This is a genomic window from Paenibacillus sp. FSL M7-0420, from assembly GCF_038002345.1.
In the GTDB taxonomy this organism is placed as follows: domain Bacteria; phylum Bacillota; class Bacilli; order Paenibacillales; family Paenibacillaceae; genus Paenibacillus_AQ.
In genome coordinates this window covers 4813997-4840270 of the sequence record NZ_JBBOCJ010000001.1, presented here as the reverse complement: position 1 = coordinate 4840270, position 26274 = coordinate 4813997, and the positions used below count along the sequence as shown (strand labels likewise).

Annotated in this window: 19 protein-coding genes; 10 read left to right on the top strand and 9 right to left on the bottom strand. The window is 53.7% G+C overall.

Features of this window, described 5'->3' with window-relative positions:
• Window positions 1–71: 71 nt before the first annotated feature.
• The 4 genes from MKX51_RS20840 to MKX51_RS20825 form a co-directional block, all read right to left on the bottom strand.
• Entirely contained in the window at window positions 72–971 is a 900-nt protein-coding gene (locus MKX51_RS20840; RefSeq protein ID WP_340939312.1) for a carbohydrate ABC transporter permease, read from the bottom strand.
• Window positions 972–983: 12 nt separating this feature from the next.
• Window positions 984–1940 (bottom strand): ABC transporter permease, encoded by a 957-nt coding sequence (locus tag MKX51_RS20835; RefSeq protein ID WP_340993676.1) that lies wholly within the window; start codon window positions 1938–1940, stop codon window positions 984–986.
• 87 nt (window positions 1941–2027) lie between these two features.
• Window positions 2028–3620 carry a response regulator transcription factor gene (locus MKX51_RS20830; protein ID WP_340993675.1) on the bottom strand — a complete coding sequence of 531 codons (1593 nt, stop codon included), beginning with the start codon at window positions 3618–3620 and terminating at the stop codon, window positions 2028–2030.
• Entirely contained in the window at window positions 3613–5403 is a 1791-nt protein-coding gene (locus MKX51_RS20825) for a sensor histidine kinase (RefSeq protein WP_340993674.1), read from the bottom strand. Before MKX51_RS20825 ends, MKX51_RS20830 begins: the two co-directional genes overlap by 8 nt.
• Before the next feature lie 697 nt (window positions 5404–6100).
• Between MKX51_RS20825 and MKX51_RS20820 the strand changes: the two genes are divergently transcribed.
• The 6 genes from MKX51_RS20820 (at window position 6101) to MKX51_RS20795 (ending at window position 14457) form a co-directional block, all read left to right on the top strand.
• Window positions 6101–8173 (top strand): CdiA C-terminal domain-containing protein, encoded by a 2073-nt coding sequence (locus MKX51_RS20820; RefSeq protein WP_340993673.1) that lies wholly within the window; start codon window positions 6101–6103, stop codon window positions 8171–8173.
• A gap of 6 nt (window positions 8174–8179) precedes the next feature.
• Window positions 8180–8653, top strand: a complete 474-nt coding sequence (locus MKX51_RS20815) for a hypothetical protein (RefSeq protein WP_340993672.1) — start codon at window positions 8180–8182, stop codon at window positions 8651–8653.
• A 220-nt stretch (window positions 8654–8873) separates the two neighbouring features.
• On the top strand, window positions 8874–11006 hold the full coding sequence (locus MKX51_RS20810) for a hypothetical protein (RefSeq protein WP_340993671.1): 2133 nt from the start codon (window positions 8874–8876) through the stop codon (window positions 11004–11006).
• A 1-nt stretch (window position 11007) separates the two neighbouring features.
• Window positions 11008–11493 carry a hypothetical protein gene (locus tag MKX51_RS20805; protein ID WP_340993670.1) on the top strand — a complete coding sequence of 162 codons (486 nt, stop codon included), beginning with the start codon at window positions 11008–11010 and terminating at the stop codon, window positions 11491–11493.
• Window positions 11494–11985: 492 nt separating this feature from the next.
• Complete coding sequence (locus MKX51_RS20800; RefSeq protein ID WP_340993669.1) at window positions 11986–13287, top strand: GntP family permease; 1302 nt, start codon at window positions 11986–11988, stop codon at window positions 13285–13287.
• A gap of 27 nt (window positions 13288–13314) precedes the next feature.
• Window positions 13315–14457, top strand: a complete 1143-nt coding sequence (locus MKX51_RS20795) for a glycerate kinase (RefSeq protein WP_340993668.1) — start codon at window positions 13315–13317, stop codon at window positions 14455–14457.
• A gap of 64 nt (window positions 14458–14521) precedes the next feature.
• Here the strand turns inward: MKX51_RS20795 and MKX51_RS20790 are convergent, their stop codons facing one another.
• Together MKX51_RS20790 and MKX51_RS20785 are read right to left on the bottom strand one after the other, a co-directional pair.
• Complete coding sequence (locus tag MKX51_RS20790; RefSeq protein WP_340993667.1) at window positions 14522–15550, bottom strand: CdaR family transcriptional regulator; 1029 nt, start codon at window positions 15548–15550, stop codon at window positions 14522–14524.
• Between the two features lie 242 nt (window positions 15551–15792).
• Window positions 15793–16707, bottom strand: coding sequence for a dihydrodipicolinate synthase family protein (locus MKX51_RS20785; RefSeq protein ID WP_340993666.1), 915 nt, complete (start codon window positions 16705–16707; stop codon window positions 15793–15795).
• A 96-nt stretch (window positions 16708–16803) separates the two neighbouring features.
• Here MKX51_RS20785 and MKX51_RS20780 point away from each other — a divergent pair, with 96 nt between their 5' ends.
• From MKX51_RS20780 to MKX51_RS20770, 3 genes are read left to right on the top strand one after another with little or no spacing between them, the layout of a single operon-like run.
• Window positions 16804–17562: an IclR family transcriptional regulator gene (locus tag MKX51_RS20780; protein ID WP_340993665.1), complete on the top strand. Its 759-nt coding sequence runs from the start codon at window positions 16804–16806 to the stop codon at window positions 17560–17562.
• Between the two features lie 41 nt (window positions 17563–17603).
• Window positions 17604–19580, top strand: coding sequence for a YjhG/YagF family D-xylonate dehydratase (locus MKX51_RS20775; protein ID WP_445322023.1), 1977 nt, complete (start codon window positions 17604–17606; stop codon window positions 19578–19580).
• Complete coding sequence (locus MKX51_RS20770) at window positions 19580–21163, top strand: glycoside hydrolase family 43 protein (RefSeq protein ID WP_340993664.1); 1584 nt, start codon at window positions 19580–19582, stop codon at window positions 21161–21163. The genes MKX51_RS20775 and MKX51_RS20770 overlap by 1 nt, the downstream gene beginning before the upstream one ends.
• 391 nt (window positions 21164–21554) lie before the next feature.
• On the opposite strand, the gene MKX51_RS20765 is transcribed toward MKX51_RS20770, so the two are convergent.
• Window positions 21555–23171 carry a mannitol dehydrogenase family protein gene (locus MKX51_RS20765; RefSeq protein WP_340993663.1) on the bottom strand — a complete coding sequence of 539 codons (1617 nt, stop codon included), beginning with the start codon at window positions 23169–23171 and terminating at the stop codon, window positions 21555–21557.
• Window positions 23172–24248: a mannonate dehydratase gene (uxuA, locus tag MKX51_RS20760; protein WP_340939329.1), complete on the bottom strand. Its 1077-nt coding sequence runs from the start codon at window positions 24246–24248 to the stop codon at window positions 23172–23174.
• Between the two features lie 227 nt (window positions 24249–24475).
• On the opposite strand from uxuA, the gene MKX51_RS20755 reads away from it, so the two are divergent.
• Entirely contained in the window at window positions 24476–25129 is a 654-nt protein-coding gene (locus MKX51_RS20755; protein WP_340939331.1) for a GntR family transcriptional regulator, read from the top strand.
• Window positions 25130–25336: 207 nt separating this feature from the next.
• On the opposite strand, the gene MKX51_RS20750 is transcribed toward MKX51_RS20755, so the two are convergent.
• Window positions 25337–26242 (bottom strand): AraC family transcriptional regulator, encoded by a 906-nt coding sequence (locus tag MKX51_RS20750; RefSeq protein WP_340993662.1) that lies wholly within the window; start codon window positions 26240–26242, stop codon window positions 25337–25339.
• Between the last annotated feature and the right edge of the window lie 32 nt (window positions 26243–26274).

The following is a 26274-nucleotide window of genomic DNA, read 5'->3' as shown; positions in this document are numbered from 1 at the left end:
AAACCCTCCCTTTGTCTGGTAGAATCATATTGTATTCACAGGCCGCAGCCTGAAGATACCGCTTAAGCAGCTTAGCTTTTGACCGAACCCAGCGTCATGCCCTTGACGAAATAGCGCTGCAGGAACGGATAGACCACCAGAATGGGTACGGTGACGACAATGGTGATCGCCATTTTGACCGATTCCGGGGAGATCTGAGCCATCACCTCAGTCATGTTGCGCCCGCGGAAATTATCCGCATTGGTCGTGGTGCTCTGAATGACCTTCATCAGCTCGAACTGCAGGGTGGTCAGCGAGTCCTTCGAGCCGTTATACAGATAGGTATCAATCCAGGCATTCCACTGGCCGACAGCCAGGAACAGGGCGATGGTCGCCAGCGCAGGCTTGGTCAGCGGCAGAATGACACGCCAGTAGATGGTGAAGTCATTGGCTCCGTCCAGCTTGGCAGATTCCTGAAGAGCGTACGGCAGACCGTCGATGAAGGAGCGGATCACGAACACATTGAAGGCGCTCACCAGACCGGGCAGAACATACACGCCGAAGGTGCCCATCATATGCAAATCTTTGATCAGAATGTAAAAGGGGATCAGCCCTCCCGATACGTACATCGTCAGCGCCAGGAAGGTAGAGACGAACTTGCGGGCCTGGAAGTCCACCCGGCTTAAGGTGAAGGCCAGCATGGAGGCACTGACCAGTCCGAGCAGGGTCCCGATAATCGTCCGCAGCACCGAAATTTTGAACCCGGTAATCAGTCCGGAGAAGGCGAAGATCGTCTCATAATTCTTGAAGGTGAACATCCGGGGATAGATCGTAATCCCGCCCTTGATGCTGTCTGTCGAGTCATTGAAGGAGATCGCCAACACGTTCAGAAAAGGGTATAGCGTAGCGACGGTAACCACCGTAATCGCGAGATAGACAACCAAATCGAAGATGCGGTCCGACCAGGATGCCGCAGCCAGTTTTTTAATCATGAGCAGGGCCTCCTATATGATGCTTTCCTTGGTTATTTTTTTGAAGATGCCGTTGGCGGTAAAGAGCAGGATCACACTCACCACAGAGTTGAAAATATTAATCGCCGTTCCGAAGGAGAACCGTCCCATCCCCAGCCCGTAATTCAGGGCATACAGGTCAAGGGTCTGCGAGTAGTCACGCACCAGATTGTTGCCGAGCAGGAACTGCTTCTCGAACCCGATGCTGATCAGATGGCCGATGGACATAATCAGCAGGATCACGATGGTACCCCGGATGCCCGGAAAAGTAATATGACGCACTTGCTGGAGCCGGCTGGCTCCGTCCACCCTGGCTGCTTCGTACAGCTCCGGCCCGATGCCCGAGATGGCGGCGAGATAGATAATGGTATTCCAGCCCGTCTCCTTCCAGACATCCGAGGCGGTGACAATGCCCCAGAACAGATTGCCCTTAGCCATGAACTGGATCGGTTCACTGATGATATGAAGACCCATCAGCAGGTCATTGACTGCGCCGTTGTCCGTGGAGAGCATCTTGGTAATGATCCCGGCGGCAACCACCCAGGACACAAAGTGCGGCAGATACGACACCGTCTGAACGAAGCGCTTCAGCACCTGCAGCCGGACCTCATTCAGCAGAATAGCGAAGATAATCGGAATGATAAAGCCTGCCAGCAGTCCCATAATACTCATGGCCAGCGTATTGCGCAGGGCGTTGAAGAATTGCTCATCCTGGAAGAGCTCCCGGAAGTACTGGAGGCCGACCCATTTTTGCTCGAAAAAGGATTTGCCCGGCTTATACTTCTGGAAGGCCATCATCCACCCCCATAACGGAAGATAGCTGAAGACAAAGGCCCAGAGGACAAAAGGAACAGCCATCATATAGAGGTATTTCTGCTGCCGGAATTTCTCCCAGAAGCTGGAGGAGGATTTCTTAGGCTCCGGCTTCATCGCGGTGGTAATCGCTTTCATTTATGTCCCTCCTTCGATATAGCTTTATCATAATCTGCCGCCAGGACGGGAAACACCCGAAGATTTAAGTGTAAAAACAGGGGGAAATCAGTCTTTTTCGTAAGCGCTTTCTGAAAAAACATTCTCCGGCTCCTTTCTCCGGTAAGCGGAGGGGGAGGTGCCTGTGATTTTTTTGAACTTCTCACGGAAATAATCGACATCGCTGAAGCCGACGCTGCTGGCTGCCTGATGGATTTTGCAGCCCTGGTCCAGCAGCTCCTTGGCCTTCTCAATGCGGATCGTATCCAGATAAGTGTTGAAGGAGCAGCCCATGGTGTTTTTGAACAGCTTACCCAGATAGGCACTGCTATAGGTGAACACATCGGCCAGCGTCTCCAGCTTCAGATTCTCGTCATAGTGCCGGTGGATCAGATCGACCATCCGCTTCATCAGGACATCCATATCGTCGCGGATAATCCCGCCAGCATATTCCTCCAGCAGACCTGTGATATAGCGCTGGAGCTGGGGGAGGGAGGTATGCCTGTAGATCTGCTGAATCTGCTCCTCCATCCGGCTCTGCGCAGCGCTAAGCTCCTTATAATGAACGGAGAGCTTGCCAGACATGGAGGTGACGGCCCGGACATAATAGGATTTCACCGCCATCTCGGATAAGCCCGCAGCAGCCATAAGGTCCCCTGCTTCCTGGATCAGGGCAGAGATTACGCTGAGATTGCCGGTATCCAGGGCGAAGTACAGCCGGTCCATCACGGGAGCGAGCCTGCTCTCCGTATCCTGGGGGTTCGCAGGCAGCCCCTGCTTCAGCCTGAGCGAATCCGGTCCAATCATCCCCGGCTCATCATAGAAGAAATGATCCTTCATCCGCGCCAGCGCCGACTGATGCGAGACCGGCAGCTCCGTCAGAATGTCCACCATATCCCCGGCAGTGATGATGCACTCCAGTCCTTCTGCGGCAGCAGCCTCACGGATCTGCAGGGCCATCCGTTTGCTTACCAGCTCCTTCTGGTAAGAGGGCTGCAGCAGCACCCCGAGATAAGAATCGAGCGCGAAAACGATGCCCCAGCGGTTGTCCTCGAAGCTTGACGTCAGCCGGGACTTGACGCTACTAGAGGGTCCGTTGTCCGCATGATCCTGGAGCAGCAGCCGGATCAGCACGATCTGGTAGGAATCCCATAGCAGCCCCGCTTCCAGCGCCGACTCCATCAGTGCCGGGGCGGGATGCAGACTGCTCTCCATCAGCAGGGATTGAACCAGCATCTCCCGGCTCCAGACCTTAACGGCTTCATGATTCTTGCGGTGTGCCAGCCGTGCGTTCAGCACGGTGGACAGTCCGGTAAGATACAGCTGCAATTCCTCCTCATCGACCGGCTTAAGCAGATAGTTATCGATATTGTAAGATAGCGCGCGCTTAGCATAGCTGAAGTCGGCATAGCCGCTCAGGATGAGAATATGCAGCTCCTCATGATCCTCCCGCAGCTCACCGATCAGCTCCAGTCCATCCTTCCCGGGCATACGGATATCCACAATCATCAGATCCGGGGAATACAGCTTAGCCTTATGCCTGGCTTCAATCGCATTGGCCGCTGTATCTACCACCCGGTAGCCGAGGCTCTCCCAGTCCAGCAGAGTGACAAGTCCTTCGCGGATAGACAATTCATCATCAACAATTAACACACTATACATAGGAATCACTCCTTAAAGGGATGGCGAAGCTGATTTGTGTTCCGTATCCGCTCTGGCTGGCCAGAATCAAGCCGCATTCCGGGCCATAGGTCAGCTTCAGCCGCAGATGTATGTTACGCATTCCGATACTGTGGGTCTCATAGTCATCGTTGTTGTCCAGCATCTGCCGCAGCTCTGCGAGCCGGGCCGGCGGGATTCCGGTTCCGTTATCGGAGACCTGAACCTTAAGTATGGCCTCCTCCACCCGGATATCTACCCGGACCATTCCGCCGTCCATCCGGTCCTCCAGGCCGTGAATGACACAATTCTCCACCAGCGGCTGAATAATAAGCGGCGGAATCCTTAGCGTATTCGCTGCCGGATCTACATACAGCTCGTAGGCCAGCCGGTCATTGTAGCGGAATTTCTGGATGACCAGGTAGCAGTTCACGGTCTCCAGCTCACTTTGCAGGGTGATTCTGCCTCCGCCGACCTCTAAGTTCTTGCGCATCATCTTGCCCAGCAGCCGGACTACCTGCGCAATATCGGTCTGGCCCCGGGTGTGGGCCTTCATCCGGATCGACTCCAGGGCATTAAACAGGAAATGGGGATTGATCTGGCTGGCCATCATTTTGAATTTGATCTCATTCTGCTTCAGCAGGATGGCATTCTTCTGCTGGTTGGACTCCTGCACCTCGCTCATCAGGTCATTGATATTGCGGACCATGTGGTTGAACTGCCGGGCCAGCTGGCCGATCTCATCTTTGCCGTCGATCACGAGCCGGGCTTCCAGATTCCCGGAAGCGACCTTGGAGATATGCTTGCTGAGATGGAGCATTCGTCCGGTTAGCAGGCGTGAGAAGTAGTAGATTAGGATGATTGCAAGAAATAGGGAGGAGATAATGACGGAAGAAGCCAGGGAAATAATCCGGTTAGGTTCACTTACAATGCTCTCAACGGAGAAAATAGAGATAATCCGCAGACTGTTCAGGCTGCCCTGGGGATGCCAGTCGTCGATCAGCATTTTGAAGGACTGCCCGTCAATCGTGATATCTGCAGGCCCGTGCCCGGCAAGGGTGGACAGCGGCTTCAGGTTGATTTCGTGCAGCGACTTGCCGAGGGTGCCTGCACGGTTGGAGGCGACAATATTATCGTTCTCATCGACGATAAAGGTCTCGAAGCTCTCCTGCTTCAGGATGCTGCTGAGCTGATCCGAATTGACATTCACGACCAGCACACCGGTTGTGCGCTGCTTGAGGAAGTCGACCTTGCGGATCAGGCTGAGATAATACTGGCCGTTCCGGCTGTCAGGAATGTAACTCCAGAACGCCAGTCCCTTCTGGGCCAGGGCGAGCTGGTACCACGGCTCCCGGGTAACCGCTTCATCGGCCTGGAGGAATTCCCAGTTGTTGAGCACCGTCGGATTGTCGATATACAGCCGGATGCTGGAGACTTCCTTGTACAGGCGGACGAAATCCCGGAAGTCGGGGTAATCCCAATAGGCCTGCACCACATCATAGACCGATTCGTAACGGTGATTCGCGGCCTCCTCCAGCCGGCTGTCATTGGACAGGCGGTAGACGATATCCACCGGAACGTTCAGCATCTCGCTGGTCCGTTTTTTCACACGGTCGACATTCGCCGTAATCTGCTTCAGCGCATTGTTCATCGCCATATTCCGCAGTTCACTGGTCAGGAACACCCCCACAATGAGCACCGGAATCAGGACGACGCTGCCAAAGGAGAGGAAGAGCTTGGTCCTGAGCTTCAGGTTGTTCATGAAGGTGATGATACGGGTATACACGAATGAAATCACCTCCGTAAGTACATTTGTAATAACGCTTACAATAGAGTATAGCGCGAAACAGGCAGCCAATATATGTCATGAAAATATTTTTTTGATAAACTTTACGGCTCCGAATTCCGATAATAAAGGGATCTGCACAACAATAATGGATAAATATTGAATCCTTATGTGGAATACTGGAACTCCATTCTGAAGAAGTACGCGGGACCATCTATTGTGTTCGGTTTATCGCATGCATTTGGCCTATGCACCTGCGCACCGGTACAATGTATGCTGTATTTGGCATACATTCGGACCACACACCTGCGCACTGGCATAATGTATGCTGTATTTGGCATACATTCGGACCACACACCTGCGCACCGGCACAATGTGTGTTGTATTTGGCATACATTCGACCACACACCTGCTCAACAGCGCAATGTATGCTGTTTTTGGCATACATTGGCCCGAATCCCTTGGTGGAAGCACATTGTATTCGGTTTTCCACATACATTTGGCCCGGTGACTTCTACTTGGATGGTAACGTAATCATAAATACAACCTTGGATCAATACCAGAAAAAGTATCTTTCAAGCGAGTTAATTAATCATCTTAGAACTCCGTATGTTTGCAAGGAGTTATAAGTCTATGATTCTGTGAATTTGTGTAACATAACTTACAGTTAAACATGCTGTACAGCGGGAGGGCGAAGATGGCATCAACGAAGCTTGTATTTAACGAGGATGAAGTCCGGCGCCTGCAAACGAAAATCGGCCAAGTGAGTCAGGACACCAATCGGCTATATCTTCAATTGAAGGGCCAGTCCAGCAGCTGGGGCGGTATTCCCATGGGCGATCATCTGGTCAAGGCCCAGGTTCTGATCAATGAATTAACCGTAGAAGCGGAGAAATTAGAGGATATCATCCGGGTCGCCCTAAGAGGCGTATCGGAGCTACAGGAAGAGAATAAACGGCAGGCGGACAGGCTGACGGGGCAGTTTAGTCTTTTGCTCGCTGCTTTCGGAAGCTTGGGGCTGCAACCAGCCGCCGGACGGTTCTCCATCCCCGAATTTGTGCAGCGAAGTGCGACGAACCTCATCACTTCGATTGCGGCTCTATCGGGAAAAGATGAGCTCAGTAGGGACCCGGTGGTGCAGCAGCTCAGGAAGGTCATTCAAACCTCCGGCCTGCTGACTGTAGAGAGTATCGCTGCACAAAGTAAGCTGAACGATATCTTCGCAGCGCGGAATGAGATCGCTAAGGCACAGATGGCCTTCAAGGTGTATCAGGCGTTCGGCAATCAGGCGCAGATGAAGACAGTTCATGCAAAGGCCGAAGAAGCCCGGCAGAAGCTGGCTTCTCTAGGTGTAGCCAAGATCTACTATGAAGCCGGTAAGGATCTGAGCGCTCATTATAAGCAACCAGCGGTTACCGCCTGTGAGTATGATCCGTCGATCACGGCGGAGAAGGTCCCCTTATTACATAACGAAGAATATCTGCTGCTGCTAAGGCTGGCGATGGAGAAGAATGCCGCCGGAGCGTATGCGCGGAGTCAGCTTGCGGCGAAGCGGCAGGAAATTCAGACCGCAGCGGCTCTTAAGCAGGTTCAAGAGCAGATCGAAGCGCAGCGGCGGTTGAACGGGCCGCCGCTTACCCTGCCGGACGGCACACCAATTACCGCAGACAACAAGGAAAATGAGACCACGTGGGACTTTTATCAGGCGAAAGTCTATGTACCGAATGAATATCTTACCCCGATGTACACCAGTTATCTGGGGTGGTTGGATACCACGTATGGTCTCACGAAATGGGAGAACAAGGTCCGTCAGTCGGGAGATGTGGTGCTGGCTTTTACCGAAGGATTGGTGAAAGAGGTCGTCATGGGCGTGGCGGATACGGCAACCCTTGCCTTCAAACTAGTTGTAGACCCGGTCAAAACCACCACAGAAATGAAGCAGCAAGCGCAATATCTGATTGACCATCCGGAAGTGCTGGTGGAAGCGACGAAGATGGCGTATCATCAATTTGACGAAGGGACCCCGGAAGAGAAGGCGAAAATGCTAGGTTCGGTTGCCTCCATTCTTGTCCCGGGACTACAGGTCACCAAAGCAGGCAAAGCAGGTAAAGTGCTGGGCGAGGTAGAAGACGTCATCAGCCAAGCAGCGAAGGATGCCCTGCAAGGGATCAGGCAGAAGCTCCCGGATCTGGGTCCGGCGGTACAGACGCCGGAAGGGTTTGTTTTCAAGATAGGGGAGATTCCTGATACTCCAGCCTTGCCGAAGACGCCGGTGCAGCAGCGGTATTTGGATGGGGTGGGTGATGGGGCGGGGAAGGTTAAACTGACTGAGCCTTCTTTGCCGGCAGGCGGAAAACCTAAAGGGAATTATACTAAAGGTGATTCACATGGTCTTAAGAAAGAGCACGAAACAGCAGATAACTTTGCAGAACAGGGATATGATATTGAAATTCTAGATGAAGTAAATGGTGGAAATGGATATGGAGTAAAAGAATCATCAAATCCAGATTATTTAATTGAAGGTGAAGTATTTGACTGTTACGCACCAACAATGGATACAAATGTGGACAATATTTTAAGAAATATTAGAACAAAGACAAAATCACAGGCAGAGAGAATTGTACTTAATCTAGATGGGTTCACTTCAGAAAAAATAACTGAAATCACTGGGAAAATTATAAGGAAAGCTAATCCAAACGGAGATCTGAAAAACTTGCAAGAGTTATTAATTATTGTTGACGGGAAAATCACGCGGATATATGGGGGATAGATATGCATGAACTTTGAATTGTTTTTAGAATCTGATTTGAGTGTTGAATCATTGTCAGAAGTTATTAGCGAAATAATATATACAGATTTAAACGAAGAGGTGTCAGTTCACAATGATGAGGAAGAAATAGTTATTGGAACTGAATACTTTGCTTTAGCTCTTGAACTAGTGGATATTTCTGATATTAGATTTGTAAGAAATCATTATAAAATAGATGTGAATATTTGTATTAGAGTTCAATTATTTGGAAACACCCTTGATCAAGGATTAGAAATTTTGATTAAGTTTATAGGGAAGATATTAAAACAGTATGTTAAGAACCTCTTGTTTTTAGAAGATGGTTCAGATCAACTTATTAGAAAACAGAATGGTCAGTTAATTATCAATAGCGATTTGAATCAATACCAGGTAAAGTATTTAACCCCGAGCCTGCTTAATTTACTTGATCATTCTTATGTCAAAGAAAAATTGACGAAATAGGTATCTCAGGCCAACTACGATCAATTATTCAGAAAAGAGAATGATAGTTTGATCATAAATGCAAACTTGGATCAAAACCAGAAAAGGTATCTTTCAACCAAGTTAATAATTATCTTAAAACTTCATATATTTTCCAGGGATTGTAAACCTATGATTCTTTGGATGTGAATTTGTATAACATAAATTACAGTTAAATGTGGTATGCGGCAGGAGGGTGAACATGGCGTCCACAAAGCTAGTATTTAACGAAGATGAAGTCCGGCGCCTGCAAACGAAAATCGGCCAGGTGAGTCAGGACACCAACCGGCTGTACCTTCAATTGAAGGGCCAGTCCAGCAGCTGGGGCGGTATTCCCATGGGCGATCATCTGGTCAAGGCCCAGGTTCTGATCAATGAATTAACTGTAGAAGCGGAGAAGTTAGAGGATATTATCCGGATCGCCCTGAGAGGCGTCTCGGAATTGCAGGAAGAGAATAAGCGGGAGACGGACAAGCTGACGGGGCAGTTTACTCTTTTGCTTGCAGCCTTCGGCAGCTTGGGGCTGCAACCAACCGCCGGACGGGTCTCCATCCCCGAATTTGTGCAGCGAAGTGCGACGAACCTCATCGCTTCGATTGCGGCTCTATCGGGAAAAGATGAGCTGAGCAGGGACCCGGTGGTGAAGCAGCTCAGGAGTGTCATACAGACCTCCGGCCTGCTGACCGTAGAGAGTATCGCTGCACAAAGTAAGCTGAACGATATCTTCGCAGCGCGCAATGAGATCGCTAAGGCCCAGATGGCCTTCAAAGTGTATCAGGCGTTCGGCAATCAAGCCCAGATGGAGACAGTTCATGCAAAGGCCGAAGAAGCCCGGCAGAAGCTGGCCTCTCTAGGCGTAGCCAAGATCTACTATGAAAACGGTAAGGATCTAAGCGTCCACTACAGACAACCAGCAGTCACCGCCTGTGAGTATGATCCGTCAATTACGGCGGACAAGGTCCCCTTATTACATAACGAAGAATATCTGCTGCTGCTGCGGCTGGCGATGGAGAAGACTGCCGCCGGAGCGTATGCGCGGGGCCAGCTTGCGGCGAAGCGGCAGGAAATTCAGACCGCAGCGGTTCTTAAGCAGGTTCAAGAGCAGATCGAAGCAGAGCGGCGGTTGAACGGGCCGCCGCTTACCCTGCCGGACGGCACGCCAATTACCGCAGACAACAAGGAAAATGAGACCACGTGGGACTTTTATCAGGCGAAAGTCTATGTACCGAATGAATATCTTACCCCGATGTACACCAGTTATCTGGGGTGGCTGGAGGATACCTACGGGCTGACGAAATGGGAGAGTCGGGTTCGTCAGGCGGATACGGTGGTGCTGGCTTTTACCGAAGGGTTGGTGAAAGAGGTCGTCATGGGCGTGGCGGATACGGCAACCCTTGCCTTCAAACTAGTGGTGGACCCGGTCAAGACCACCACAGAAATGAAGCAGCAAGCGCAATATCTGATTGACCATCCGGAAGTGCTGGTGGAAGCGGCGAAGATGGCGTATCATCAATTTGACGAAGGGACCCCGGAAGAGAAGGCGAAAATGCTGGGTTCGGTCGCTTCCATCCTGGTTCCTGGACTACAAGTCACGAAAGCTGGCAAAGTAGGAAAAGTGCTTGGCGAGGTAGAAGAGGTCATCAGCCAAGCAGCGAAGGATGCCCTGCAAGGGATCAAGCAGAAGCTTCCGAATCTGGGTCCGGTGGTGCAGACGCCAGAACGGTTTGTGTTCAATATAGGAGAGATCCCAGATACTCCAGCCTTGCCGAAGACACCGGTGCAGCAGCGGTATATGGATGGGTTGGGTGATGGTGGGGTTGAGGGGAAGGAAAAATTTCAAAATATTGGTAATATAGTTAAAGACGGAAGTAAAACGACCTACAAAAATCCTGCTGGCAACGAACTGACGTGGGTTGATCAACATCCGAAAAATATTAATCGTGATATTGATAGCTTTTTGAATAGTTCAGACGTTGGCAAAGCTACTGAAGCAAAGGTCGCTGAGTTCTTAAGACAACAGAAGGAAGTAACTGGTTTTGGACAGAAGGTATTGAAGAAGGATGGTCAAGCCGCAGGTGACTTAGATGTGGTTACAAAAGATGAAATGATTGAAGTTAAGGCATCACTTAAAGCTGTCAAGGAAGGGCAACTGGAGAAAATGAAAGATGCGACTGACGAGTTCTATTTCAATCCAGAACAAAAAAAAGTTATTCTGTATATAGATAAGCCCTTTGGTAATTTGTCTCCGAGAGATATACAAAAAATAGAACAAATTAAAGAGCTGGGTGTGACTATCGTTAATTCATTAGACGAATTAGGAAGGGTGATAAAGTAGTATGGGAACGTCAGCATTTATTTTAATGAAGCAAGAAAAATATACCCCTGAAAAATTGTTGAGCGACACGATAGTAGCTGCTTTTCATGCAGATGCTAGATTGTATTTTGATAACTATAAAAAATATAAGAATGAACAGTTCTTATATACAACCTTAAATGTTACTGATAAGCCTTTGGTTAATGATAATAATCAGCAATTTATATTTTATGTTGATGGACTTGATAACTACGAGATTACTTATGAGAATAACGAGGTCATTTTTGGTTTGGATCCGAGTCTTTCACTATATCAGGTGGGTGGAATTGAGGAGATTTATGGTGCCCAAGAATTGATATTTCGCTTTATATATGAATACCTGAAATTAAACCCCGATGATTACTTCTGGGTCGCGGACTATGATTGGGTCTACAGTTGGGAGGATATGCAAAAACTAAAATCGTTACCTTATGACCCTGATTGGTGCTATAAGAATCCTAAAAACTAACATAATTGAAATTGAAGAAGCTAAAAGATTAGGATTAGATAATATAGCAGAACAACTGCAAAAGAACTTTGAGCAGAGAAGCAGTACATTTTGGATAGATACGGACCAATAACCGAGTGAGAAGCTAAGAATTTAAGAGTTGTTGCGATGGCAATGTTCAAACAGACTTAACCCTTATCAGCCTCATATAAAGTTGTTCTAACCTAAATATCCCTATTCCGTTACATCAAACAGGTCATTATGGTCAGATGCTACCATGATTGACCTGTTTTTTATTTACCGCCACTCATGCGCATCAAGCACCACCGTTAAGCTAGAGAGAGATAACAAAGTCAAGCAAATTCAACTTTTCATGCCTGTTTGAAGATCCCGTATTCCCCTAATCCGTTAGTCACATGCACAATGCATTTCGTCCGTTCATCAATATTCTTTTCCTCCCCCCAGACCTTATAATGAGAGCGTGTTCAACAAGTTGTTAGGGGGAACTTTGAAATGGAAGGATTAATCATTGGTTGGTATGGGGCGCTTGCAGGGCTGGCAATTGCCATTATTCTGATCCTTAGAAAATTGAATCCGGTCTACGCTCTATTCCTGGGTGCCATTGCAGGGGCGCTGATTGGCGGAGCCAATCTCGAACAGACCGTGAGTGTTCTTGTAAGCGGTACACAAAGTGTAATGGGCACGGTGCTGCGGGTGCTGGCCGCCGGTGTGCTGGCTGGTGTGATGATGGAGTCGGGTGCGGCTGAGGCCATAGCCCAGGCTATTGTTCGAAAGTTCGGCGGAAGCAAGGCCATTCTGGCCCTCGCGCTGGCCACAATGGTCATTACGGCAATGGGCGTATTCATCCCGGTAGCGGTACTGATTGTGGCTCCGATTGCTTTATCCGTAGGCAACAAAATGGAGATCTCGAAGCTGGCGCTGCTGCTGGCCTTGTCGGGCGGGGGGAAGGCGGGTAATATTATCTCACCGAATCCGAATACGATTGCTGCTGCGCGCGGCTTCGATCTTGATCTCAGCAATGTCATGCTGGCAGGCGTGATCCCGGCAATCTGCGGATTAATTGTAACCGTTATCTTAGCCACCCTGCTGAAGAAAAAGGGGGTTATGGTTACCCCGGCGGAGGCTGCGAACGGGACAGACACTGCGAACACAGCCGCTTACCCGCCGCTCAGCAGAGCTATTGTGGCTCCGCTCGTGGCGATCGTCCTGCTCATGATTAACCCGATCGGCTCCATCTCCGGGATCGAAGCGTTGACCAAGCTTAAGGTGGATGCGCTCTATATTCTGCCGCTGGCAGGGATTATCGGGATGCTGGCGATGGGGCAAGGCAACAAGGTGCTGCAATATACGTCCTCCGGTCTTAGCAAAATGACCGCAACCGTCCTGATTCTGATCGGGGCAGGCGGCATCGCCGGTCTGATCTCCGCTTCCGATCTGTCCGCCCAGGTGGTGCATCTGATTGAGCTGTCCGGGATTTCCGGGACGTTCCTGGCACCGATTTCCGGCATACTGATGGCTGCGGCTACCGCCTCAACATCCACGGGTGTTATTGTCGCTACCGGCTCCTTCGGGCAGGCCATTCTGAATATGGGCACCGCTCCGCTGGCTGCCGCTGTGATGGTTCATACCGGAGCTACGGTCATCGACTCGCTGCCGCAGGGCACTTACTTCCATGTCACGGCGGACAGTATGAAAATGTCAATCAAGCAGCGCATGGGGCTCATCCCGTATGAGGCCATCGTTGGCGGCACGATGACGATTGTGGCTACGCTGGTTTACGGATTTTTACTCTAAGATCAATATTATAGATGAGGTGTGGAAATGAGAGAGAGAACCTTTGTGCTGGCGCCGGATTCCTTCAAGGAGAGCATGACCGCGAAAGAAGTATGTACAGCGATGGAGGCCGGACTCCGCAAAATATACCCTGAAGCAACCTACATCCATGTTCCGATGGCGGACGGCGGGGAGGGGACCGTACAATCCCTTGTCGACGCATCCGGCGGAGAGATTCATTATCTGGAAGTTGCAGGACCGCTGGGACAGCCGGTGACGGCACAATTCGGCATTCTCGGTGACGGCCGGACGGCGGCCATCGAGATGGCTTCGGCCAGCGGCATTCAGCGGGTGGACAAGGCGGAGCGGAATCCGCTGATCACCACCACCTACGGAACAGGCGAGCTGATTCTGGAATGTCTCAACCGTGGTATCCGCAAAATCATCATTGGCATCGGCGGCAGCGCCACCAATGACGGCGGTGCCGGAATGGCCGAAGCGCTTGGCGCCAGATTCCTCGATGAAGCTGGGAGCGTACTTCCGCGCGGCGGCGGCAGCTTGGGGCAACTGGCGAGAGTTGACGTTAGGGGACTTGATGCGAGACTGCAGCAGGTTCAGCTCATCGTTGCCTGTGATGTGACCAATCCGCTCTGCGGAGAGCAGGGGGCTTCAGCCGTATTTGGTCCACAAAAGGGGGCCACGCCCGATATGGTGCAGCAGCTTGACGCCAATCTGGCCCATTATGCGGCGGTGGTGAAGCAGCAGCTTCACAAGGATGTCCGCGACCTTCCCGGAGCTGGTGCAGCGGGGGGACTGGGCGCGGGTCTGATGATCTTCACACGGGCAACGCTGCAGAAGGGAATCGAGATCGTAATTGAATACACAGAGCTTCAGCAGAAGCTGGAGCAGGCGGACTTCGTCTTCACGGGTGAAGGCGGGATTGACTTCCAGACCAAATTCGGCAAAACGCCGTACGGCGTAGCCCGCACCGCCAAGGCCAGCGGCAAAAAAGTCATCGCCCTGGCCGGTTACATCGGCGAGGGCATCGAGACGCTCTACGCCGAGGGAATCGATGCCGTCTTCGGCATCGTTCCCGGCGCTTCGAGCCTGGAGAAGCTGCTGGCTGACGGCCCTGCCAATGTCGAGCGGACCTGTGAGAATATCGCCAGGCTGCTGAAGCTGGCTGAATAGCTATCTGCCATAGAGATAGCCCCGGGGATACGGTTCCCCGGGGCTATTCTTGTATAGCAAACCGTTACTTATATAACGCCAGCAGCTCATGCGTAAGCTCGAAGAGCTGCAGCAGGTTCCTCGGGTCCTTGCCGGTGATGCTCTCGATCCGCTTGAGACGGTATTGCAGCGTATTGCGGTGGATGTTCAGCTGCTCAGCCGTCTGCGAGACACTGCAATTGTGATTGATGAAGCTGCGGAGCGTCTCCAGCAGATCGGCGGTATCCTCCAGCTTGATCGCCGTGCCCGGCTTGTCTGACAGCTTCGCCTGGCTGAGCTTCACCAGGAATTCCGCATCCTCGTAGCGGATTGATTGCTCAGTAGGGCGTAGTGCCAGAAGAACGCCAAGGGCAGCTTTTGCCTGACGGTAACCCTCCGCGATACTGGCCTCCAGCCGGCCCGAAGACAGCAGGAGCTGTGGCTGATTATGCAGCAGCTGCGCAATCAGCGGGCTGCAGTCCGGCCGGTTCTGGACCAGGATTACCCATGTATCCCCGTCGAGCTGGAAGGACGGATGCAGGAACAGAAGCTTCGCCTCATCCAGCTCCGGCCGCACATGCTTGAGATACAGCACGGTGGTCTTGAGCAGAAGATCGATCTGATAGGCTGCGGCTTCTTTTCGCAGCTTCTGGGAGTACGCTCCCTGATGGTCAAGGAGCATCTCCAGCAGAGCCTTCTTGCGGCTGGCTTCGCTGGCCAGATGCTCCAGCGTATTTCTTTGCTCAATGAGCAGCGCTACCGTGGTCCTTACGATATTGCAGAAGGGCCGGACCTCTTCCGGGCTGCCGGAGATCCCGATCACACCTACGCGGGTGTTGCCGATGACAATCGGTTCGTTGGTGCCTTTTTTCTCATATCGCCCATCCTCCATGACTTCGACCCTCTGCCCGGTGGACAGCGCCTCGACAGCCCCCCGATGAACGGTGCCCACCCTTGCCTTATGCCCGCTGCCGATGATGATCCCCTCATGATTCATGATGTTGATATTATAGGGGATGTCCATCATCATCTTGTCTACAATCTCCTGCGCCTGCTTCTCGGATAGCTGAAACAACCGGAACGCCCTCCTCGTCTTGAGCGGGTAACCGCCTCTATTGCCTCTACTTCACTCATTGTGCACCTGAACAAAATTATAGACTAAACTTCACCGCGAAGATAGGAGGAACATCAGGAGGCAGTTTACACGGAACTGTGCAAGAAGCTGTACAAAAAAAGCCAGCCCCAATGCGGGCTGACCTTGATAGACGGGCTGACCTTGAAAAATATGAACGGATGAGTGCGCACTATATAAATCGCTTACCCTTGGGCAATACCCGCCTGGCTGAAAATCTGCTTCAGCTTCTCCTCATGCTCCGTACTCCATACCCCAGGCGAAGCCAGGCTGAAGGTGGATACCGGAACACCGGACAAGCGGACAGCTTCCTTGATCGAAGCGATGAACGGGTCGTCGATGGCATACAGCGCCGGAATTTCAACGATCTGCCGGTTGAACTGAAGGACGCCTGCCAGGTCTCCCTTCTTGAAGCTGTCGTACACGCCAAGCATCAGCTGCGGAGCGAAGTTCGCACTGGCAGCGATCGCCCCGTCTCCTCCGGCAGCCAGCGTAGGCAGCAAATATTCGTCGAAGCCGCAGAATACCGAGAAGTCCGGACTGACTGCCTTCACCTGCAAAATCATCTGGCGGATATGGCTAAGCTGGTCCACGGTATCCTTGATGCCCGCTACATTCGGATAATGTGCGGCAAGCCGGGCTACGAAGGCCGGAGTCAGATCCTGGCCGGTCATGGCCGGGAAGTTGTACAGCATGAGCGGTACATCGACCGCTTCCAGCACAGCGGCATAATGCGCGAACAGAGCATCCCCGTTCAGCTTGTAGTAATACGGATTCATAATGACGATGCCGGTAGCGCCATGTTCAGCAGCATGGCGGGACAGCCGGAGGGTCTCAGCAACGGTATTGCTGCCGGTGCCGATCCAGGCCGGAAGACGGCCATTCGTATACTCCAGGCATAGCTCTGCGATCTCTTCACGCTGCTCTGCGGTGAACAGGGTGAATTCTCCGGCCGTTCCAAGGAAGAACAGACCGTGAACCCCTTTGGCGATCAGGCTGTCGATCAGCAGCTTCATTCCGTCACGGTCGAATTTCCCGGCGGAATCCAGAATGGTCGGGACGGGAGGAATGACACCTGCATTCGGGTGGCTAAGTTTCATTTTATTTTTGCCTCCTGGTTTGGTATTATAAACATATGATTATTATAGTGAACTTGGAAGGCTTAATCAATGGATTTATGAGAGGGGAATGAAGGTGTGGACCAGAAGTACTGGGTTCCGGCATTGGAACGGGCTGATCTGATTCTTAAGGCCATCTCAAGACAGACCGGAGCGCTTAAGATGACAGACCTCTGTGAGGAGACCGGTATTAACAAAAGCTCGATGTTCTCGCTGCTGCGCACCATGGAGACTCTGGGGTGGGTGGTGAAGGATGCGGGCGAGAGGTACGTGCTTGGTGCCGGAATCTCCTATTATAATACCGTCTATAATGATTCGCTTAAGCAGAATATGAATCTGGTAGAGCGGTTCCTGGCAGAGTCGGTGCAGAGTGTCGGAGCGGTAGGGGAGACCTTTCAGCTGTCGGTGCTGGACCGCGATGAGATTATTTACCTGGCCAAGCAGGAGGGGCAGTCCCTGGTAAGGCTGGAGTCCAGCCCCGGGATGCGGTTTCCGGCCCATGCGACTGCGATGGGCAAGATGATGCTGGCACTGCTGCCGGAGGGGGAACTGGAGCGGCGTTATCCGGGTAAAATGCTGTCTGCGGTCACTTCCCGCACGCTGACAGACTGGTCTGAGTTCACCGCAGCCCTGGCTGCGATCCGCAAGACCGGCTATGCGCTGGATCAGGAGGAGATTATCCAGGGCATCAGCTGCGCCGCTGCGCCTGTTCTGGATGCCGCAGGAAGGGCGGTTGCTGCGGTGAGCACCTCGATGCTTCAGCACGCATTCGATGCGAAGCGGGAGATTGCGCTGCGTGAGGTGAAGGCGCTGGCGGGGAAGCTCTCACTGTCATAGACATCCGGGCACATTCATTCTGAGGGAGAGAAGGGATTCATATGAAATTGACCGTACAAGAGATTATGAAGGAAGACATCATTGAAGCTGTTCCGGTACATACCGCTGCGGAAGGTCCGGCAGGCCAGCTGCCGATCACCGGGGAGGTGCTGCGGAATGCACCGAGCGGAGAGATTTTTGGGATGACACAGAATGCCGGGATGGGCTGGAATCCGCTGCTGCTGAACCGGCCCCAGTACCTGATTCTCGGAACGATGGGCGGCATCCGCCGTGAGGACGGCACTCCGCTGGCGCTCGGATATCATACCGGCCACTGGGAGATCGGCGTGATGATGGAGGAGATTGCGGAGGAGCTCACCGCGAATGAGGGGATTCCGTTCGCCGGTTATGTCAGTGATCCCTGTGACGGCCGTTCCCAGGGCACCACAGGCATGTTCGATTCCTTGCCTTACCGTAATGATGCGGCCATCGTGCTGCGGCGGCTGATTCGTTCACTCCCTACCCGCAAGGGTGTGCTTGGCGTAGCTACCTGCGACAAAGGCTTGCCCGCCATGCTGCTGGCCCTTGCCGGTATGCATAAGCTGCCGGGAATTATCGTCCCCGGCGGCGTAACCCTTCCGCCGGTGGAGGGAGAAGACGCAGGCAAGGTGCAGAGCATCGGGGCACGGTACAGCAACGGAGAGCTGTCCCTCGAAGAAGCGGCAGATCTCGGCTGCCGGGCCTGCGCAACCCCGGGCGGCGGTTGTCAGTTCCTCGGTACGGCGGCTACCGCCCAGGTCATTGCAGAGGCGCTGGGTATGGCGCTGCCGCACTCGGCACTGTCCCCTTCGGGCCAGCCGATCTGGAAGAATATCGGCCGCCAGTCGGCCCGGGCTCTTCAGCATCTGGATCAGAACGGAATTGTCATGAGCGACATTCTGACAGATCAGTCGATCCAGAATGCGATGGTGCTGCACGCTGCCTTCGGCGGCTCCACGAATCTTCTGCTGCATCTGCCGGCCATCGCCCATGCCGCCGGGCTGAAGGTTCCGACTGTCGAGGACTGGAACCGGGTGAACCGGATGGTACCGCGTCTTGTCAGCGTACTGCCGAATGGTCCGGTACCGCACCCGACCATCCGGGTGTTCCTGGCCGGGGGCGTTCCTGAGGTCATGCTGCATCTGCGCAAGCTGGGACTGCTTGACGAATCTGTACTCACGGTTACGGGCCGGACACTGGGCGAGAATCTGGACTGGTGGGAGAGCTCACAGCGCCGGACGGAGCTGCGCCAGCGGCTGCTGGAAGCGGACGGCGTAGACCCGGATTCCGTGATCATGAGCCCGGAAGAGGCCAAGCGCCAGGGCATGGCGTCCACCATGACTTTTCCGGTCGGCAATCTCTGCCCGGAAGGCGCAGTCATCAAATCGGCCGCGATCGATCCTGCCGTTCTGGACAGCGAGGGTGTCTATCGCCATACCGGACGAGTGAAGGTGTTCACCACAGAGAGAGCCGCTATCCGCAGCATCAAGCTGGGCATGGTCCATGCCGGGGATATTCTGGCTGTCATCGGCCGCGGGCCGAGCGGGACCGGGATGGAGGAGACCTACCAGCTCACCTCGGCGCTCAAGCATCTGCCCTACGGCAAATATGTCACGCTGATCACGGATGCCCGTTTCTCCGGCGTATCCACCGGTGCCTGTATCGGCCACATGGGTCCGGAAGCGCTGGCTGGCGGCCCGCTCGGCAAGCTGCGCGATAATGACTGGGTGGAAGTGCGGATCGATACGGTGACTCTGGAAGGAAGCGTGAATCTGGTAGGTGAGGGAGATGAGCCGCTGACCAAGGAAGCGGGAACGCTGATCCTGGCTTCGCGGACTCCGCATCCGGGCCTGGCGGTCGACCCGGGCCTGCCGGAGGATACCCGTCTGTGGGCTGCACTTCAGGCAGCCAGCGGCGGAACCTGGAAGGGCTGTATCTACGACACTGACAAAATCATTGCCTTACTGGAAGCAGGACGGCAAGCATTGGAGGAGAAATGATGAGCCGAAATCTGATTCATAATCCGATTCTGCGCGGATTTCATCCGGACCCGTCGATCTGCCGGGCTGGAGATGACTACTACATTGCTACTTCAACCTTTGAATGGTTCCCCGGCGTGCGGATTCATCATTCGCGCGATCTGGTGAACTGGCGGCCGCTGACGTATGCGCTGACCCGCAGCTCGCAGCTCAATATGGAAGGGGACCCGGATTCCGGGGGCATATGGGCGCCCTGCCTCACGTACGATAATGGACTCTTTTATCTGATCTATACCGATGTCAAAAGCCGTCAGGGCGCCTTCAAGGATACGCCGAACTATCTGGTAACTGCAGAGAATATTGAAGGCCCTTGGTCCGAGCCTGTGTACCTGAACAGCAGCGGCTTCGACCCTTCGCTGTTCCATGATGAAGACGGACGCAAATGGCTGGTCAACATGCTGTGGGATCACCGCACCGGGCGCAACAGCTTCGCAGGTATTGTGCTCCAGGAATATTCGGTGGAAGAGCAGCGCCTGGTCGGACCGGTTACTCCGATCTACAAGGGAACAGAGCTGGCCCTAACCGAAGGCCCGCATCTGTACCGCAAGGACGGCTGGTATTATCTGATTACCGCTGAGGGCGGTACGCAGTATAACCATGCGGTGACCGTAGCCCGCGCGAAGCAGATTGAAGGTCCTTACGAGACCGCTCCCGTTAATCCGCTGCTGACCTCTGCCGGTAATCCCGAGCTTGCGCTGCAAAAAGCAGGCCATGCCAGTCTGGTAGAGACGCAGACCGGCGAATGGTACATGGTCCATCTGTGCGGCCGTCCCGTGAAGGACAACTACTGCAATCTGGGCCGGGAGACGGCGATTCAGCGCGTCATATTCACAGAAGAGGGCTGGCTGGCCCTGTTCGGGGGCGGGAATACTCCAGCGCTGACCGTGGAAGGCCCGGATCTTCCGGCCCATCCTTTTACACCAGCGGCTCCGCGTGACGACTTCGAGGCTCCGCAGCTGGATGTCCGCTGGAGCACCCTGCGGGTGCCTGCGGATGAGTCCTGGCTCTCGCTTCAGGAGCGTCCCGGCTATCTGCGCCTGCGGGGCAGAGAATCCATGAGCTCCATGCACCGCCAGAGCCTGGTGGCCCTGCGCCAGCAGGCCTTCCGTTGCAGCGCCGAGACCTCGGTGGACTTCGAGCCGGAGCATTTCCAGCAGATGGCCGGCCTGATCGTCTATTACGATACGAAGGATTACCTCTATCTGCGGATCACGCACGATGAAGTCCTTGGCCGAACTCTGGGACTCATCCGCTCCAAGGATGGAGTCTATGAAGACACTCTGACGCCTGAAGTGCCGCTGCCTCCCGGAGTAAGCGTAGCACTTAAGGTCGTCATCGACGGCGAGCTCGCCCAGTTCTACTACAAGGTTGGTGAATCCTCCTGGGAGAAGATCGGGCCGGCCCTGGAAATCTACCATCTGTCCGATGACTTCCCGGCCTACATCCGCTTCACCGGCACCTTCATCGGCATGTGTGCCCAGGATCTCAGCGGAACGCTGCATCCGGCGGATTTTGATTACTTTGAATATCTGGAGCAGGAGTAGAACAGACCCTTCCCCCAGTTGCTTTCAAACACCAAAAAGACCAGGAGCTTTCTCCTGGTCTTTTTGGTGTGATATAGGTGTAGTCCGATGGGCCGGGCGGGCAGCCAAACCGTGCAAACTGTGGAAATGTAGTGCATAAATACCCTTGAATTTCGCAAATTTAGCCGAACAGGGGAGACGAAGAGCATTAATACCCTTGAATTCTCCGAAATGAGCCCATTCGCGGAAATGAGGTGTATTAATGCACTTGAATTCTCCGAATCGAGCTCATCCGCGAAAATGAGGTGTATTTATGCACTTGAATCCCTGACGGCCTGCCCTCCAAACAACCCGGCCTCCAAACGCCCCGGCGGCCCAACCATCCAGCCGCCGGGCCGCCACCGCCCACTACTCAGGCCGTGTACTTCTCCAGCGTAGCCCTTACCGCACCCGGACCCGCCAGCATCTCAGTGAACATGTCCTCGATAGTCCCGCCAAGTCCGGCGGCGTACAGGTCCACGCCGAAGATGGCCTGGTCCTCCAGCACCGCGCGCACGCCAGCGGCCTTCGCAGCATCCGCGCCCAGTGTAATTCCCGCAAGCCGCGCTTGCAGCGATTCCAGCAGCGGGTCGGAACTGAGCGTGAACGCAGCGCCTTCGTCGTTCACGCCGAGCAAGTACCGGCACCAGGCAGCGATAGCCAGCGGTATGGCAGTCAGCTGCGACGGGTCCAGATCTTCCCGGCGGATATACGACTTGATCGTCTCGCCGAAGCGGATGCCGACCTTCTGCGAGGTATCCGTAGCGATCCGCTGCGGAGTGTCCGGGATGAACGGGTTGGCGAACCGTTCCTGCAGCACCTCGTCCAGGAATTGCTTCGGACTCAGGATGCCGGGATCAACGACAACCGGCAGGCCTTCCTTGTAGCCGATGGTCTCCACGAGCTTGCGAAGTGTGGCGTCCTTCATCTCATCGGCAATCAGCGTGTAGCCGAGCAGACAGCCGGTTACTGCCAGCGCCGTATGCAGCGGGTTGAGGCAGGTGGTTACCTTCATCGTCTCCACGTTATTGACCGTGTCGCGGTCCGTGAAGATCACACCGGCTGCTTCGAGTGCCGGACGTCCGTTGGTGAACTTATCCTCAATGACCAGATACTCGCTGATCTCCGCATTAACGAAGGGAGCAGTGTACGTGTTCTTGGAGGTGACGATCACATCCATGCCGCCGATGCCCTGCTCCAGCAATGCTGCCTGGACGGATTCGGACGGGCGCGGGGTGATTTTGTCGATCATGGACAGCGGGAAGGTAATCTTCTGCTCATTCTCCAGATAGGCTACGAACCCTTCCTCTACAAAACCCTTAGCGGCCCATTCCTTGGCGATCGTAACCATACCGTTCTTCAGCTTGTCGCCGTTATGCGAGCAATTGTCCATGCTGACGAAGGTCATCGGATACTGGCCCTTCAGGTAACGCTTGTAGGCGAAGGATGCCACGATGCTCATGGCGTGAACCGGATGCTCCGGTCCTCCGGCGATATCCTTCTGCACGATGCCAAGGTACTGTCCATCAGGACCGGTCAGCGAATAGCCCTTCTCCGTAATCGTGAAGCTCGCCATCTGCAGGCTGGGATTCTCGAAAATCTCAGTCAGGCGGCTGTAATCCGCTTCCCGCGTCTTATCTGCAGTGATGCCTTCGACGATGCTGCTGACGATCCGCTTCTGGAAGTCGCCCGCCGCATTCATCAGCACCAGCAGAGTCAGATTGTCATAAGGCTGGTAGACCTTGTCGATCATCTCGAAGTCGAAGGTCTCGGCGGCGATGATGCCGGTATCGGCCTTGCCGCTGTCCAGCAGCTTCTGGTGCGCATTCGCCACGAAGCCTCTGAAGATATTGCCTGCCCCGAAGTGAACCCACTCCGGCTTCGCAAGCGTATTCTGCGCTACCGCTGCGAAATCGAACTGCGGCAGCTCTACCCCTGCGGCTTCCCAGGCTTCCCGGTCCGCGATGCTGCTTCTGCTCAGACTCAGCATTTACTTGGCCCCCTTGACATTCTCCAGGCTGTCCCATACGCCGAGCAGATACATGATACCCATCGCTCTGTCGTAGAGGCCATATCCCGGACGGCAGTTCTTTTCCTCGCCCCAGAGATGTCTGCCATGGTCCGGACGCACATAACCGGTGAAGCCGCTCTCATGATACGCCTTAACAACCTCTGCAACATCTACGCTGCCATCACGGCCCCGGTGGGATACCTCAATGAAGTCGCCGTTCTCGAACACCTTCACATTACGGATATGGGCAAAATAAATCCGGTCACTGAACTCGCGGATCATCGCCGGAAGATCATTCTCCGGGTTCGTTCCAAGCGATCCGGTACAGAAGGTCAGGCCATTATACGGGCTGTCCACCATGTCCAGGAAGCGGCGGATCGTATCGCGGCTGCGGATAATGCGCGGCAGTCCGAAGATCGGCCAGGCCGGATCATCCGGGTGAATTGCCATTTTGATATCTACTTCTTCACACACCGGAATGATACGCTCCAGGAAATACTTCAGGTTGTCGAACAGCTTATCCTCGGTAACGTCAGCATACGCCGCGAACAGCTCATCCAGCTTGGCCAGCCGCTCCGGCTCCCAGCCCGGCATCGTGAATTGTCCGGCACCCTTCAGGATGCGGTCTACCATCTCACGCGGATTGTCGGTAATGGCAGCCTTTTCATAAAAGAGGGCATTCGAGCCGTCCGGCAGCTCCTTGTACAGCTCGGTACGGGTCCAGTCGAACACCGGCATGAAGTTGTAGCAGATGACCTTGACGCCAACCTTGGCCAGCTTGCGGATCGTATCGATATAGATGTCAATGTATTTGTCGCGGGACGGCAGTCCGATTTTGATATCATCATGAACGTTGACGCTTTCAACAACCGCTGTGCTGAAGCCCTTGGCTGTGATTTGATCGGCCACCTTCTGGATGTCTTCCATCTCCCAGACCTCACCGGCCACCTTGTGGTGCAGCGACCAGACGATGCCCATAACGCCCGGAATTTGACGGATGTGGTCAAGAGTGATGTTGTCATTGCCCTCGCCGTACCATCTCCATGTCATATTCATTGTTATTTTCCTCCTTAAGTAAGATAAGCATAAATACAAATGATAACCTTCCGAAGCCTTGTGACAATTGACCTTACAGAACCAGCGTTACATGTGGCATAATCTTGTATACAAGACTCAATTCGTAATGATCATAGAATATGCGTTCATCTTTGTCAATGAAATTCATATCCCTTTTCTATATAATGGGGGGAAGAACAATCCCGAACAGAAAGTTGGTCTATTCCATGACTTCCAAAAAAGAAATAATGGCCTACCTCAAGCAGGAGATTCTCTCCCTTGAGCTGAAGCCGGGGGCGATGATCAGTGAGACGGCTCTGTCCGAGCGCTTCCAGCTGTCGCGGACGCCGATCCGTGATGTGCTGAAGCAGCTGTCCCTGGAGCAATACGTCGATATTTATCCCAAAAAAGGCAATCTCGTATCCTACATAGACCTGGAGTCCGTGGAACAGATTATCTACCTGCGCAATGTGCTGGAGAAGGAGATTATGAAATCGCTGGCCGGGAATATCCCGCTGAAAGGGCTGCATGAGCTGAGGGACAACCTTGCGCAGCAGCAGAAGTGTATTGAGCAGGCGGAGGGAGCGGAGGTGTTCCTGCAGCTCGATGACCAGTTCCACCGCACGATGTTCGGCCTGGCCGGGCGTGAGTTCCTGTGGGGTGTGCTCCAGCAGTTCAATGTGCACTACATCCGCTACCGCAAGCTGCATATGCTGAAGGACGAGAAGCTGGCGGCGATTCAGCAGGAGCATCAGCAACTGCTGGATTATATCGTGCAGGGGGACAGCGCGGGGATCGACGAGCTGCTGCACCACCATCTGCGGGCGGATATCGACTCCAAGAACCTCCAGGAGCATTTCGCCATGTATATCAAAAAATAGGGCTGGCCTACATCAAGCCCCGCCCGCAATAGCGCAAAAAGCCCGCCCTCATCAACGATGAAGGCAGGCTTTTACTAAAAATATAAGAACTTATATGTTGCACACGATAACTTATCCTTCTATTTCTCGCTGAAACGGTACCGTCCTTTAAAAGGACGGCGAAGCCGCTTCTACTTGATATAAAGCTCTACAGGCTCCGCGCTCTGCCTAGCTCCTGCCCTCGCGGTATTCCCGCGGTGACTGGCCGCTCCAGCGCTTGAACTGTCTGCTGAAATGGGCGATATCGCGGTAGCCGAGCAGGCCGGAGATCTGGCTGACGCTCAGGCTGTGGTCATCCAGCAGTACCTTGGCTTCATGCAGCATCTGCTCCGACAGGTAGACGCGGGGGGAGAGGCCGAATACCTGTCGGAAGACCCGGTAGCAGTGTGAGGGGCTGATCCCCAGCTCAGCGGCGATGTCGTCAACGCCATAATGACTGTCATAGGGCACCTCCTGCGTGAACTGCTGATAGACCAGGCTCTGGAGGCGGCTGCGGATCTGGTGGGCCAGCTCGATCCGCTCATAAGTGCCCGGGGAGGAATTGTCAGCCTCCAGGGAGAAGACCTCCCAGAGCTGGGCGAACAGCTCGAAGACGGCAGACTGCAGCCTCATGCGCTGGGAGATCGTGATGCTGCCGGAGCCGGAGGTGGAAATCTCCACCAGCCTGCTGAGGAGCGGTCCTAACCGGTTGGCCACATTGCTCTCTGAGGTGAACAATACATGATTCAGCCGGCTGAGCAGGGAGATGAACAGCTTGTCATCGATATCGAAATGGATACAGAAATAGGTGAAGGCCCCGCCGTTTCCGCTGCGGCTGGAGTGGATATCGCCCGGTCTCAAGAGGACCAGATCCCCGGCGCGCTGAAGGTAGCTGTGGTTGTTGACCGTGAGCAGCTGCTCTCCTTCAAGCACATAATTGAATTCATATTGGGGATGGGCGTGCTGCGGATAATCCCATTCCCCGCTCACCTTGCGCAGATGCATGCCGAACAGGTTGAGCGTGGTTTTCACATCCGGGATAATCGTTTCACTAAGGCTTTGCCCCGGGACCGGCGGTTCAAAAGCTGCAACCAATAGGATCGCCCCCTGATACTTTGCGTTCTCTT